Source organism: Sanguibacter sp. Z6_81, assembly GCF_057180625.1.
Window position 1 is genome coordinate 123,081 of record NZ_JBXUFV010000001.1, and the last position, 12,046, is coordinate 135,126.

General features: G+C 73.6%; 9 protein-coding genes. 3 read left to right on the forward strand and 6 right to left on the reverse strand.

Annotated elements, in window-relative coordinates:
* Nucleotides 1-7: 7 nt before the first annotated feature.
* Nucleotides 8-2,254, reverse strand: a complete 2,247-nt coding sequence (locus AC2AXK_RS00545) for an alpha-galactosidase (protein ID WP_484343381.1) — start codon at nucleotides 2,252-2,254, stop codon at nucleotides 8-10.
* 88 nt (nucleotides 2,255-2,342) lie between these two features.
* On the opposite strand from AC2AXK_RS00545, the gene AC2AXK_RS00550 reads away from it, so the two are divergent.
* The 3 genes from AC2AXK_RS00550 (at nucleotide 2,343) to AC2AXK_RS00560 (ending at nucleotide 9,035) form a co-directional block, all read left to right on the forward strand.
* On the forward strand, nucleotides 2,343-3,515 hold the full coding sequence (locus AC2AXK_RS00550; protein WP_484343382.1) for an ROK family transcriptional regulator: 1,173 nt from the start codon (nucleotides 2,343-2,345) through the stop codon (nucleotides 3,513-3,515).
* Between the two features lie 73 nt (nucleotides 3,516-3,588).
* Complete coding sequence (locus tag AC2AXK_RS00555) at nucleotides 3,589-6,078, forward strand: DEAD/DEAH box helicase (RefSeq protein ID WP_484343383.1); 2,490 nt, start codon at nucleotides 3,589-3,591, stop codon at nucleotides 6,076-6,078.
* Between the two features lie 83 nt (nucleotides 6,079-6,161).
* Nucleotides 6,162-9,035: a putative bifunctional diguanylate cyclase/phosphodiesterase gene (locus tag AC2AXK_RS00560; RefSeq protein WP_484343384.1), complete on the forward strand. Its 2,874-nt coding sequence runs from the start codon at nucleotides 6,162-6,164 to the stop codon at nucleotides 9,033-9,035.
* Between the two features lie 73 nt (nucleotides 9,036-9,108).
* Here the strand turns inward: AC2AXK_RS00560 and AC2AXK_RS00565 are convergent, their stop codons facing one another.
* From AC2AXK_RS00565 to AC2AXK_RS00585, 5 genes are all read right to left on the reverse strand, one after another.
* Nucleotides 9,109-10,398: an aspartate aminotransferase type Ic gene (locus tag AC2AXK_RS00565; RefSeq protein ID WP_484343385.1), complete on the reverse strand. Its 1,290-nt coding sequence runs from the start codon at nucleotides 10,396-10,398 to the stop codon at nucleotides 9,109-9,111.
* A 223-nt stretch (nucleotides 10,399-10,621) separates the two neighbouring features.
* The gene (locus AC2AXK_RS00570; RefSeq protein WP_484344229.1) at nucleotides 10,622-10,795 is read right to left on the reverse strand and encodes a CsbD family protein; all 174 of its coding nucleotides are present in this window, start codon (nucleotides 10,793-10,795) and stop codon (nucleotides 10,622-10,624) included.
* A 231-nt stretch (nucleotides 10,796-11,026) separates the two neighbouring features.
* Nucleotides 11,027-11,380 (reverse strand): Rv3654c family TadE-like protein, encoded by a 354-nt coding sequence (locus AC2AXK_RS00575; RefSeq protein ID WP_484343386.1) that lies wholly within the window; start codon nucleotides 11,378-11,380, stop codon nucleotides 11,027-11,029.
* Nucleotides 11,377-11,793, reverse strand: coding sequence for a TadE family type IV pilus minor pilin (locus tag AC2AXK_RS00580; protein ID WP_484343387.1), 417 nt, complete (start codon nucleotides 11,791-11,793; stop codon nucleotides 11,377-11,379). Before AC2AXK_RS00580 ends, AC2AXK_RS00575 begins: the two co-directional genes overlap by 4 nt.
* Nucleotides 11,793-12,017, reverse strand: a complete 225-nt coding sequence (locus AC2AXK_RS00585) for a DUF4244 domain-containing protein (RefSeq protein WP_484343388.1) — start codon at nucleotides 12,015-12,017, stop codon at nucleotides 11,793-11,795. Before AC2AXK_RS00585 ends, AC2AXK_RS00580 begins: the two co-directional genes overlap by 1 nt.
* Nucleotides 12,018-12,046 lie beyond the last annotated feature (29 nt).

Here is a 12,046-nt window from a genome sequence, read left to right on the forward strand (position 1 = left end):
GGCTGTCTCAGACCGCGGTGACGTGCAGGAGCACGAGGTGCTCGGGCCGCTGGATGGGGGCCTGCACGCCGACGCGCTCGAGGATGCGGCCGGAGAGCTGCAGCCCCTCGGACCACCACCGCGGGCCGAACCCGTGGCCGGAGCGACCGTCCTCGCCCGGGTCCATCGGCTGGACCCGGTACTGCTGGTCGGCGGCGAGCCCGGGCAGCCGCACCCGGCCCGGCGCGTGGTCCGGTGCGGTCGCGAGCTGCACGACGGCGTAGACGGCCTCGCGTGCGTCCGCCGCGACGACGCCGTGCACCCACAGTGCGCCATCGGGGTGGTCGGCGTGGACGACCGTGCCTGTGTGCAGCAGGTCGCGGTGGGCCTTGTGCGCCGCGATCCAGCGGGCGAGCGCCGCCCGGTCCTCCTCGCTCGCCGCGGCGAGGTCCCACTCGATGCCGAGGTGGCTGAAGAACGCGGTCCCGGCACGGAACGTGAGCGCCTGGTGGCGGCCGGTCGTGTGGCTGTGCGGGGAACCGATGTGGGACCCCATCATCTCCGGCGGGACGAGCAGGCCGGTGCCGGCCTCGATGCTCTGCCGCTCGAGCGCGTCGATCGTGTCGGAGGTCCAGATGCGTTCGGTGCGCTCGAGGATGCCGAGGTCGGCGCGCCCTCCGCCGCTCGAGCAGCTCTCGATCTCGAGCCCGGGGTGGCGGGCCTTGAGCTCGTCGATGAGGCGGTACAGGGCCTCGACCTGGTTGTGCACCCCGGCCTGGCCGGTCGGGGAGTGCCCGGCGTCGATGAGGTCGCGGTTGTGGTCCCACTTGATGTAGCTGATGGGGTACTCGGTGCAGATCGCGTCGATGCGCTCGAGGATGTAGTCGTACGCACCCTGGTGACCGAGGTCGAGCACCTGCTGCTTGCGCGACTCCGGCGGGAGCCGGTCGCCGGTCGCCATGATCCACTCCGGGTGCGCGCGGGCGAGGTCGGAGTCGGGGTTGACCATCTCGGGCTCGAACCACAGGCCGAACTCCATGCCGAGGCCACGGACGTGGTCGACGAGCGGGGTGAGCCCGTCGGGCCACACGTCCTCGTCCACGTACCAGTCGCCGAGGCCCGCGCGGTCGTCGCGGCGGTGCCGGAACCAACCGTCGTCGAGGACGTAGCGCTCGACGCCGACGGCGGCGGCCGCGTCGGCGAGCGCCGTGAGCCGGGGGAGGTCGTGGTCGAAGTACACGGCCTCCCACACGTTGATGTGCACAGGGCGATCGCGACGACCGTTGGCCGTGCTCGGGTGGTGGGGGCGGGAGCGCAGGTAGGTGTGGAACCGACCCGACATGGCGTCGAGCCCCTCGCCGTAGGAGCCGAACACCCACGGGGACCGGTACGCGTCGCCGGGCTGGAGGATGATCTCGCCGGCCAGGAGGAGCTCGCCGGCGGCGAGGTGGCGGGCGCCGCCCTGGATGCGCTCGGCGGCGATGCGCGAGTTGCCGGACCACGCGACGTGCACTCCCCACACCTCGCCCGTCCGGTACCCGAACCCGCTGCGACCGGCGATGACGAGGAGCGTCGCGTCGTGCCCACGGCCCTTGCGGACCTCGCGCAGGTGGGTGCCGTAGGTGAACGGCTTGCGCTGGGGGGACCTCTCGCGGATCCAGCGGCCCGTGAAGTCGAGGATCTCGTCGGCCTCGGTCGGCACGGGCAGCGAGAGGTCCATGCCGCCGAGCGTGTACTCGGGGCGGTCGCTGCCTGCTGCAGCCGTGTTCGTGAGGGTCGCGCGGGTGCGCACGACGCCCGCCGCGAGGAGCTCGACGTCGAGCTCGACGGCGAGCTGCGCGGAGGTGTCGACGGCGTGGACCGTGAGGCGCTGGGCGCCGGGCAGGAGGTCGTCGGGGGTGCCGGGAGCACCGTGCTCGAGGAGCGCGCGGGACGTCACCCGGAACGCGGTGGAGAAGTCGGTGCCGTGCCGGTGCCCGGTGACGCCCGGCGTCCCGGTCCAGCCGACGGACTGCTCGGGCAGCACGGCGAGGGGGACGACGGCGTCGATGGTCGAGTTGACGACCTGGGGGACGCTCGCACGGCGCAGGTCCTCGAGCTCGGCGAGGGGGACGTCGCCGAGGTCCGCGCCCCAGTGCAGGATGCGTGGGAGGAGCTCGCCGCTCACGTCGAGCACGAGGCTCACGCCCGAGGCGCGCAGGTGCAGGACGTCGGGCGTCTGGCTGGCGGGAGCGGAGTCGGTGGCTGGGTGGACGTCGGGCACTGCGTCGGGCACGGCTGCTCCTCGGGGGTCGGCGGCGCGCCCGGCGACTCCCGCGGCGCGACCCATTAGTTCTACGCCGAAAGTTAGTAGGGTGTCAATCATGACGAGCAGCCCGCGCGCGGACCTCACGTGGACGCCGCTGAGCGGAACCGCGCGCCGCATCGCGCTCGAGGTGCTCCTCGACGGCCCCGTGTCGCGGAGCGAGCTGAGCCGCCGCACCGGCCTCTCCGCGGGCAGCCTCACCCGGCTCACCAAGCCCCTCGTCGACGGTGGCCTGCTCGTCGAGGCAGCAGAGCCACCCACCCGCGGGAGCAGCGGGCCACGGCGGGGCCGGCCCACCCAGCCCCTCGCCGTCGTGCCCTCGTCGCACCACTTCATCGGCGTGAAGCTCACGGGCGACCACGCCTACGCCGCCCTCACCGACCTGCGCGCCGAGATCCTCACGTCGGCCGACGCCCCCCTCACCGACCACGACCCGGCGGCCGTCGTCGAGGTGGTGGCGTCCCTCGTCGCCGGCCTGCAGGCCGCGGCCGGCGCCGTGACCGTCACGGGCCTGGGAGTGAGCCTCGGCGGGCACGCCACCCGCACCGGCACCGTGACCCGCGCGGACTACCTCGGCTGGCAGGACCTCCCGCTCGCCCGGCTCCTCACCGAGCGCACCGGGCTCCCGTCCGTCGTCGAGAACGACGTCGTCGCCGTCACCGAGGCCACCCACTGGTTCGGCGAGGGACGCGGCTGCGACCGGTTCGCCCTCGTGACCGTCGGGGCCGGCATCGGGTACGGCCTCGTCGTGCACGGCGCGGCCGTCGTCAGCCCCGAGGCAGGGTTCAGCCTGCTCTCCCACTTCCCGCTCGCGCCCGGCGGACCGGTGGGCGACTGCGGCCACGTCGGCTGCGCGACGACGATGCTCACCATCGGCGCCCTCCTCGCGCGGGCCCGGACCGCCCTGGGCCGTGCCGTGGACTACGCCCAGCTCCTCGACCTGGCCGCGGCGGGCGACGACGCCGCCCGCTCCGTCGTCGACCCCGCCGGTCAGGCGCTCGGGGCCATGCTCGCGGCGGTCGCGAACCTCACGCTGCCCCAGCGCATCGTCCTCGGCGGCGAGGGCGTGCGCCTTGCCGAGGTCGCACGGGACGCGATGCTCGCGGGCCTCCATGCCGGGCGGGACACCCGGACCGCCGACCCCGAGATCGCACTCCAGAGCCCGGAGCTCGCACTGTGGGCCCGCGGGGCGGCCGTCGTCGCGATCCAGTCGTTCGTCCTGGGTCGATGACCGCGGGCGGCCCCCGTCATGGTCACGGCCCGGCCCTGCGGCCACGAACCAATCGAGGTGGGAGGATCGTGGGGTGGCCCGAGTCGATGACCTCCTGGACGTCCTGCGGGCTGGTGGGCGGCGCGACGGACGGATCCTGCACGTCGAGCACCTCCCGGCGCGGGACGGCACCCGGGGCGACTGGCCCACGTGGGCGGACCCCTCGCTCGTCGCGGGGTACCGGGCGCTCGGCGTCGAACGCCCCTGGGTGCACCAGACCGAGGCCGCCGACGCCGCATGGTCCGGGACGCACACGGTGCTCGCGACGTCCACGGGCTCCGGCAAGTCGCTCGCGTTCTGGCTGCCCGCACTCACGAGCGTCCGCGGGGACCGTGCACGCGAGACCTTCGACCCCGGCCGCATCGAGTCCACCCGCACCCGCGGCAGCGTCCTGTACCTCAGCCCCACCAAGGCGCTCGCGGCAGACCAGCTCGCCTCGGTGAACCGGCTCCTGCGGGCCTCCGCCGTCCGGGACGTGCAGGTGGACACGTGCGACGGCGACACCCCGTTCACCGCTCGCCGGTGGATCCAGGACCACGCCGACGTCGTGCTCACCAACCCCGACTACCTGCACTTCGCCATGCTGCCGGGACACGCGCGCTGGGCACGGTTCCTGCGGTCGCTGCGGTTCGTCGTCGTCGACGAGGGGCACGCGTTCCGGGGCGTCTTCGGCGCGCACGTCTCGCTCGTCCTGCGCCGGCTGCAGCGGCTCGCCGTGCACTACGCGCCGCCCGGACCCGCGCCCGCCACCGGACCGACGTTCGTCGTCGCGTCCGCGACGACGGCCGAGCCCGCCACGAGCGCGGCGCGGCTCGTCGGCGTCGAGCCCGGCGACGTCGTCGCCGTGACCCGGGACGCGTCGCCCGCGGGACGCAAGACCTTCGTGCTGTGGGAGCCGCCGGAGATCCCCGCACCACCGGGCGGCGCACCCGGTGACGAGCCCGTGCCCGACGACGCCGACCCGGTCGACCTCGGCCCCGCCGGGACCGGACCGACCCTCGAGCGCCCCCGCCGGTCCGCGACGGCCGAAGCCGCGGATCTCCTCGCCGACCTCACGGCCCGTGGTGCTCGCACGCTGGCCTTCACCCGCTCGCGGCGCGGCGCGGAGTCTGTGGCCGCGACGACCCAGGACCACCTGCGCGCCGTCGACCCCTCGCTGCCGGGCCAGGTCGCCGCGTACCGCGGCGGATACCTGCCCGAGGAGCGCCGGGCCCTCGAGAGCGCGGTCCGCAGCGGCGAGATCCGGGCGCTCGCCACGACGAACGCGCTCGAGCTCGGCGTCGACATCTCCGGGCTCGACGCCGTCCTCGTCATCGGGTGGCCCGGTACCCGGGTCTCCCTGTGGCAGCAGGCCGGACGCGCCGGGCGCGCCGGCGCCGACGGCCTCGTGGCCTTCATCGCCCGCGAGGACCCCCTCGACACCTTCCTCGTGCACCACCCCGAGGCGATCTTCGACACGCCCATCGAGGCCACCGTCTTCGACCCCACGAACCCCTACGTCCTCGCCGGGCACCTCTGCGCCGCAGCGGCGGAGCTGCCGCTGCGCACGACCGACCTGCCCGCCTTCGGCGGCGCCGGCGCCGAACGCCTGCTCGACCAGCTCACCGAGCGGGGCACCCTGCGCCGCCGGAGCTCCGGCTGGTACTGGACGCACCACGAGAACGCCGCCGGCTTCACGAACATCCGCGGTGAGGGCGGCACCCCCGTCTCGGTCGTCGAGTCCGCCACGGGTCGTCTGCTGGGCACCGTGGACGCGGGGGCCGCCGACGGGTCGGTGCACGACGGCGCCGTGTACGTGCACCAGGGCGAGACGTTCGTCGTCGAGGAGTACGACCTGCAGGACCACGTCGCCCTCGTCACGCGCCAGGACGTCGGCCACGGCACGTGGTCGCGGTCGGTGACGTCGATCGAGGTCGTCGAGCAGTCACGGTCGAGCACGTGGGGCGAGCGGGCAGCGGACGGACGCGCGCACGTGGAGTGGGCGGCCGGCACGGTCGACGTCTCGCACCAGGTGGTGAGCTTCCAGCGCCGCCGGCTCCCCGGGCAGGAGGTCCTCGGCACCGAGCTCCTCGACCTCCCGGTGCGGACGCTGCGGACCGTCGCGGTCTGGTGGAGCGTCTCGGCCGAGCTGCTCGCGGCGGCCGGGGTCGACGCAGAGGTCGCGCCCGGCGCGCTGCACGCGGCGGAGCACGCCTCCATCGGCCTGCTCCCGCTCCTCGCGACGTGCGACCGCTGGGACCTCGGCGGGGTCTCGACCGCACTGCACGTCGATACCGAGCGGGCTACGGTGTTCGTGTACGACGCCTTCCCCGGAGGGGCGGGGTTCGCGGAACGGGGGTACGCGATGGCCGAGGAGTGGCTGTATGCCACGCGTGACGCCATCGCGCGGTGCGCCTGCTCGCACGGGTGCCCGGGGTGCGTCCAGTCACCGAAGTGCGGGAACGGCAACCACCCGCTCGACAAGGCCGGTGCCGTCCGGCTGCTCGACACGGTCCTGTCCCACGCGCCCCGCGGGCGCCGATGACGTCCGCCCCGCGATGCTCGGACGATCTTTCCCGGAGAACGGCTCAAGCCTCGCCCCGGTCTGCCGATAATCACCGGGGGGAGATGATGACGACACCGATGTGCGAGACCGCGGGCGCCACAGCAGCGCTGATACTGGGATACGTGCGCGCCCAGGCGGGTGAGCACGCCGTCACCCGCCTGCTGACGACCGCGGGCATGGACGAGCGGCTCGTCGAGCTCGAGCACCCGACGAGCTGCATCACCTACGACGAGCGGCTGCGGCTGCTGGCCGCCATGGTCGAGGTGCTCGGCGATCCCGACGCCCCGCGCCGTGCCACGACGAACGCCGTGCAGGTCGCACGGGACATCGGCCTGACCATCGACAACCAGGCCAGCACGGCGATGCTCCGCGCCGCGACGACGCCCAGCGACGTCATCCGTTCCCTCCCGTACGCGATGCCCGCCTTCACCACCACCGCAGACATGACTCTCGTCCGGGTCCGTCCGGCCGCAGCGACGGTCCGCCTCACGCAACGCCGCGGGTTCCCCGCGCACCCCCTCGACTGCCAGCTCGCCGAGGGTTCGCTCGCGGCCGTCCCGACGATCTTCGGCCTCCCCGCGGGCACCGTCCAGCACGACGAGTGCCAGGCGACCGGCGCACCCAGCTGCCTCTATGAGCTCAGCTGGGTGGGCGACGACCTGTCCTCCCCCGCCACCGAGGGACGCTCCACGACCCAGACCGAGCTCGGCGCGTTGCGCGCCCAGCTGCGTGACCTGCAGGTCGCCGCGTCGGAGCTCGTCGCGAGCGACGACGTCGAGACCGTCCTCGACCGCATCGTCGCGCGCGCAGCCACCGTCGTCCCGGCGTCCTACCTCCTCGTCGTCCGTGACGACGACGAGCCCACCGTCCGCTCCCGAGGTCTCGACGAGGAGCAGGTCGACGCACTCACCGCGGCCGTGCTCGCGTACGACGACCCCGGGCAGGAGGTCGTCGTCGTCGACATCGCCTCCGACCGGGCCATGCACGGTCACCTCGTCGCGGTCCGCACCCCCGGGAGGCCTGCCTCGGACGAGGACCGTGCGCTCCTCGAGGCGTACGCCCGCCATGCGGCAGCAGCGCTCGACATGCTCACAGCGTTGGAGACCAGCCGTCGGGAGACGACGCGCGCGACCGCACTGCTCACGCTCGCGAACGACCTCACGGCCGCACGCGACGACCAGGCCGCGGCCGAGGTCGTGGCCCGGGCCCTGCCCCGGATCGCCGGCGGCCGCAGCGCCACCGTGCTCCTGTGGGACGCGGCGGCCGGAGAGCTGCGACCCGTCGCCGGCCACGGGCACCGGGCCGACCAGCGCGACGCGCTGTACGGCTCGACGGTGCGCGCGGACGACACGCCCGAGATCGTGCAGCTCCTCATGCACCGCGGACCCGTGATCATCGACGTGGACCAGGCGAGCGCAGGGCTCAAGGCGTACCTCACCGCCATCGGTTCCACGACGACGATCGCCGCACCGTTGCTCGCTGGCGACGTCCTCCTCGGGGTCGTGGCGGTCGGTTGGCCGTTCCGCGTCCCCGGGACCACCCGCCGAGAAGCAGTCGCACGCATCGTCGGGGTCGCCGACCAGGCGACGTCCGCGCTCCAGCGCACGCGGCTGCTCGCCACCGTCCAGTTCCAGGCCGACCACGACTCCATGACAGGGCTGCCCAACCGCGGCCTGTTCGCCCGCCTCCTCGAGGACGAGCTCGGCCGCGCCGACGACTCCGCCACGACGGCCGTGCTGTTCTGCGACCTCGACCGGTTCAAGCAGGTCAACGACCGGTTCGGCCACTCCGCCGGGGACGAGATGCTCCGGCAGGTCGCGGCGCGCCTGTGCGACGAGCTGTCCGCCCGTGAGGTGGTCGCGCGCCTCAGCGGCGACGAGTTCGCGGTGATGCTTCCCCGGGTCGGCGACGAGAACCATGCGGTGGCCATCGCGCGACGGCTCGTCGAGTGCCTCGACCAGCCGCTGCGCCTCGAGGGACGCGAGGTGCGCATCACGTCGAGCATCGGCGTCGCTCTGCACACAGGATCGGGCGGGCGCGCGGACCTCCTGCTCGCCGCAGCGAACGCCGCGGTCAACGAGGCCAAGCAACGTGGCCGGGACCAGGTGGCCGTCGACGGTCAGGCAGCGTCCGGGGCCGGTGCGCCGTCGTTCGAGGCCGAGCTGGGCCAGGCGATCAGCCGCGGGCAGATGCGGCTGCACTTCCAGCCCATCGTCGACGTGTCCACGCCGGGCGAGGGCGTCGTCGTGGGCGCGGAGGCGCTGCTGCGCTGGGAGCACCCGCGGCTCGGTCTCCTGCAACCCGGGGCCTTCCTGCCGCTCGCAGAGGAGTCAGGGTTCATCACCGAGCTCGACCTCTGGGCGATCAGTGCCGCGTGCCGCGCCCTCGTCGACTGGCGGCCAGCGGCCGGCAAGGGACAGGTCCCGGAGCCGCTGCGGGTCGCGGTCAACCTCGCCGTCCCGACGCTCCTCGACAAGCGGCTGCTGCCGACGGTCCGGGCGGCCCTCACCGAGAACGGCCTCAGCTCGGACCAGCTTCACCTCGAGATCGTCGAGAGCCGGTCGCTCACCGACGCCGACGGCGTCATCGACCACCTCAACGAGCTGCGGCAGATGGGCCTGCGCATCTCGCTCGACGACTTCGGCACGGGGTTCTCCACGCTCGCCTGGCTGCACACCCTCCCGGTCGACCAGATCAAGATCGACCGCAGCTTCGTCAAGACCCTCACCGCGGGCGGCTCCGACGCCCTCGTCCGGGGCGTGCTCGCCCTCGCCCGAGAGCTCGGGATCGAGGTCGTCGCCGAGGGTGTCGAGGAGCCCCACCAGCTGTCCACCCTGCGCGCCGCGGGGTGCGGGATGGTCCAGGGATACCTGCTGGGCAAGCCCGAACCGAAGTTCGTCGCCCGGGTGCTGCCCGAGCCGCCGACGGACGCCTGACCTCCGCCCGGACCGTCACCGCCACCCTCCTGGAGCCGGCGAACCGCTCCCGGCTCCAGGAGACAGCCGCCCGCTACCGGGCGAGCCGGTGCTCGACGGCAGCGAGCAGCACGCACGTCGCCACGCCGTCCATCGAGGCGCGCACGTCCTCGAGGGACGGGAAGCTGGGCGCCAGGCGGATGTTCTGGTTGAGCGGATCGGTGCCGTACGGGAACGCTGACCCGGCGCCGGTCAGTGCGATGCCGGCCGCCTTGGCGAGCTCGACGACGCGCTTCGCGGTCCCGGGCACGACGTCGAGGCTGACGAAGTACCCACCCTCCGGCGTCGTCCACGTCGCGACGTCCCGGCCGCTGAGACGCTCGGTGAGGATCTCGAGGACGAGCGCGAACTTCGGCGCGAGGATCGCCCGGTGCTTGGCCATGTGCGCCCGCACGCCCGCGGCGTCACCGAAGAACCGCAGGTGACGGAGCTGGTTGACCTTGTCCGGTCCGATGCTCTTCTTGCCGTAGTGCGTGGTGTACCAGGCGATGTTGTCGGCGGAGGCACCGAAGAAGCTCACGCCGGCCCCCGCGAAGGTGATCTTCGAGGTCGACGCGAGGACGAACGGACGGTCCGGGTTGCCCGCCGCGGCGGCCATGCCCAGGACGTCGAGGGCCGGGGCGCCGTGCTCGACGAGGGTGTGCACGGCGTAGGCGTTGTCCCAGAAGATGCGGAAGTCGGGCGCTGCGGTCGGCATGGACACGAGCTCGCGCGTGACCGCCTCGGAGTACACGGCACCCGTGGGGTTCGCGTACGTCGGCACGGTCCAGATGCCCTTGATGGCCGGGTCGTTCGCGACGAGCTCCCGCACGACGTCCATGTCCGGGCCGTCGGCGTGCAGCGGGACGGGGATCATCTCGATGCCGAAGGACTCGGTGATGGCGAAGTGCCGGTCGTAGCCCGGGCTCGGGGCGAGGAACTTCACCACCGGTTCACGCGACCACGGGCGCGGCGAGCCCACGGTGCCGTGCAGCAGGCAGAACACGACGAGGTCGTGCATGATCTCGAGGCTCGCGTTGTTGCCGGCGAGGAGGTTCTCCACCGGGACGTTGAGCAGCTCGCTGAAGATCTCGCGCAGCTCGGGCAGGCCGAGGAGGCCGCCGTAGTTGCGGGTGTCCGTACCCGCGCCGTCGCGGAAGTCGCCGTCGCCCGGGAGGGACAGCAGCCGGTTCGAGAGGTCGAGCTGCTCGGGGGCGGGCTTGCCACGCGTGAGGTCGAGCGTGAGGCCCCGCGCCTGGAGCTGCGCGTACTGGCTGCTCAGTCGCTCGTGCTCGGCGACGAGCTCGTCGACGCTCAGCGACTCGATCGCGGTGTGGGCAGACATCCTGGCAACCTCCGGGGGCGGCACGCGGTGGGTTCAGCGGAGCGGGTCGTGAAGCTGTTCATGGAACTGGGCCGAGCGGTCCTGCGCGTCGACGTCCATGCCCGCCTCGAATCCTAGGGGACGAGGGCCCGGACCCGTCCGACGACAAGCCCCAGCACACGCGGACGGCCCTCCGCGCGTGGGGCGCGAAGGGCCGTGGTGGTGCGTGCGCCGTGGCGGGCGGTCAGTCGCGGAAGGCGTCCTTGACCTTCTCGCCGGCCTGCTTGAGGTCGGCCTTCGACTGGTCGCCCTTGCCCTCGGCCTCGAGGCGCTCGTTGTCGGTCGTCTTCCCGGTCGCTTCCTTCGCCTTGCCCTTGGCGTCGTCAGCGGCGTTGGAGATCTTGTCACCCAGGCTCATGAGGGTTCCTTCCGATCGGGGGGGCATGTCCTTCGACCGTACGGCGATCCGGGCGTGGGCGCATCAGGAGGACGTCGGGCCGGAGGGAACCCGCCACGTGGTGAGGGCAGCGCCCGCCGCGGCCGCATGCCCACCCGGCAGGGCGCGGACCGCGAGATTCCGCAGCGCGACGGCGACCGGCGAACGCACGTGGAACCCGGACCGCAACCACGGAGCCGGGCACGGACGACCTCAGCGTGCTGCCGACGCGGGGCCGGCACGGGCCGTGGCCACCGCGGAGCGGCCGCCCGGAGCAGGGACCTGCACGCTCACGACGAACACCCCGTCCCCCGCGTCGGAGCAGGTGCTCACCGTCGCGTCGTTGCGCCCGGCGACCGCGCGCGCCCGGGCGCACGGGTCGTCGCTGCTGTGCATCTGCGCGCTCGCCGCGCCGATGGCCGCCAGGTCGGCCGCAGCTCGCGCGGTGCCGCGGGCGTTGCTCGACCCCGCCAGCGCGGCGACGACCGCAGCGAGGAGGCACACGACCGCGACGACCCCGAGCATGAGCACGGTCCCGCTGCCTGCGTCCCTCGCGTCCGGCCTCATCTCGCACCACCGGCCGCGTCCGCCACGGCGCTCTCGAGGTAGGCCGTCGCCTCCGCAGACGCCGAGAGCGGTCCGGCGCCGAACAGGCCCCCGCCCACCGGCGTCGTCACACGGACCGTCACCCATGGCTCGGCCCGGACGGTCGTGACCGTCCCGTCACCTCCTGCGAGCTGCTGGGCGATCTCGAGGACGCGTCCGTCCGACTCACCCGCAGCCGCTGCGCGCGCACCGGCACGAGCGGCGTCGGCTGCCCGCATCTGCGAGGTCCCGGCCATGGCGATGACGAGGACCGCGACGAGGACGAGGACCACCGCGGGGAGCGCCACCGCGAGCTCGGCGGTGACCGCCCCGCGATCGCCGCGCGGCACCCACGTCGCACGCTCCGGCGACCCCCGGCGGTGGTCCGTGCGCATCAGCCGACGCTCAGTGCCGTGCTGATGAGTCCGCTGAGCAACCCACGGACCGTCTCGCTCTTGAGCACGGCGATGAGCAGTCCGGCGAACCCGACGGCGGCGATGGTCGCGATCGCATACTCGGCCGTCGCCATCCCGTCGTCCGCGCCGGAGCGCACCATCGCGACCGCGTGCCCCCACCGTCGTCGGATCCGGCTCGTGCGTGCTTCCCGTTGGCGTGTCATGGGCGTGCCTCTTCCTGTGTCGACCCGGC

What these genes read in the sequence shown, in the direction of transcription:
- AC2AXK_RS00570 (WP_484344229.1), bottom strand. Translation starts at nt 10,795, where the DNA reads ATGAGCCTGGGTGACAAGATCTCCAACGCCGCTGACGACGCCAAGGGC.
- AC2AXK_RS00580 (WP_484343387.1), bottom strand. Translation starts at nt 11,793, where the DNA reads ATGCGCACGGACCACCGCCGGGGGTCGCCGGAGCGTGCGACGTGGGTG.
- AC2AXK_RS00585 (WP_484343388.1), bottom strand. Translation starts at nt 12,017, where the DNA reads ATGACACGCCAACGGGAAGCACGCACGAGCCGGATCCGACGACGGTGG.
- AC2AXK_RS00565 (WP_484343385.1), bottom strand. Translation starts at nt 10,398, where the DNA reads ATGTCTGCCCACACCGCGATCGAGTCGCTGAGCGTCGACGAGCTCGTC.
- AC2AXK_RS00575 (WP_484343386.1), bottom strand. Translation starts at nt 11,380, where the DNA reads ATGAGGCCGGACGCGAGGGACGCAGGCAGCGGGACCGTGCTCATGCTC.
- AC2AXK_RS00560 (WP_484343384.1), top strand. Translation starts at nt 6,162, where the DNA reads ATGATGACGACACCGATGTGCGAGACCGCGGGCGCCACAGCAGCGCTG.
- AC2AXK_RS00550 (WP_484343382.1), top strand. Translation starts at nt 2,343, where the DNA reads ATGACGAGCAGCCCGCGCGCGGACCTCACGTGGACGCCGCTGAGCGGA.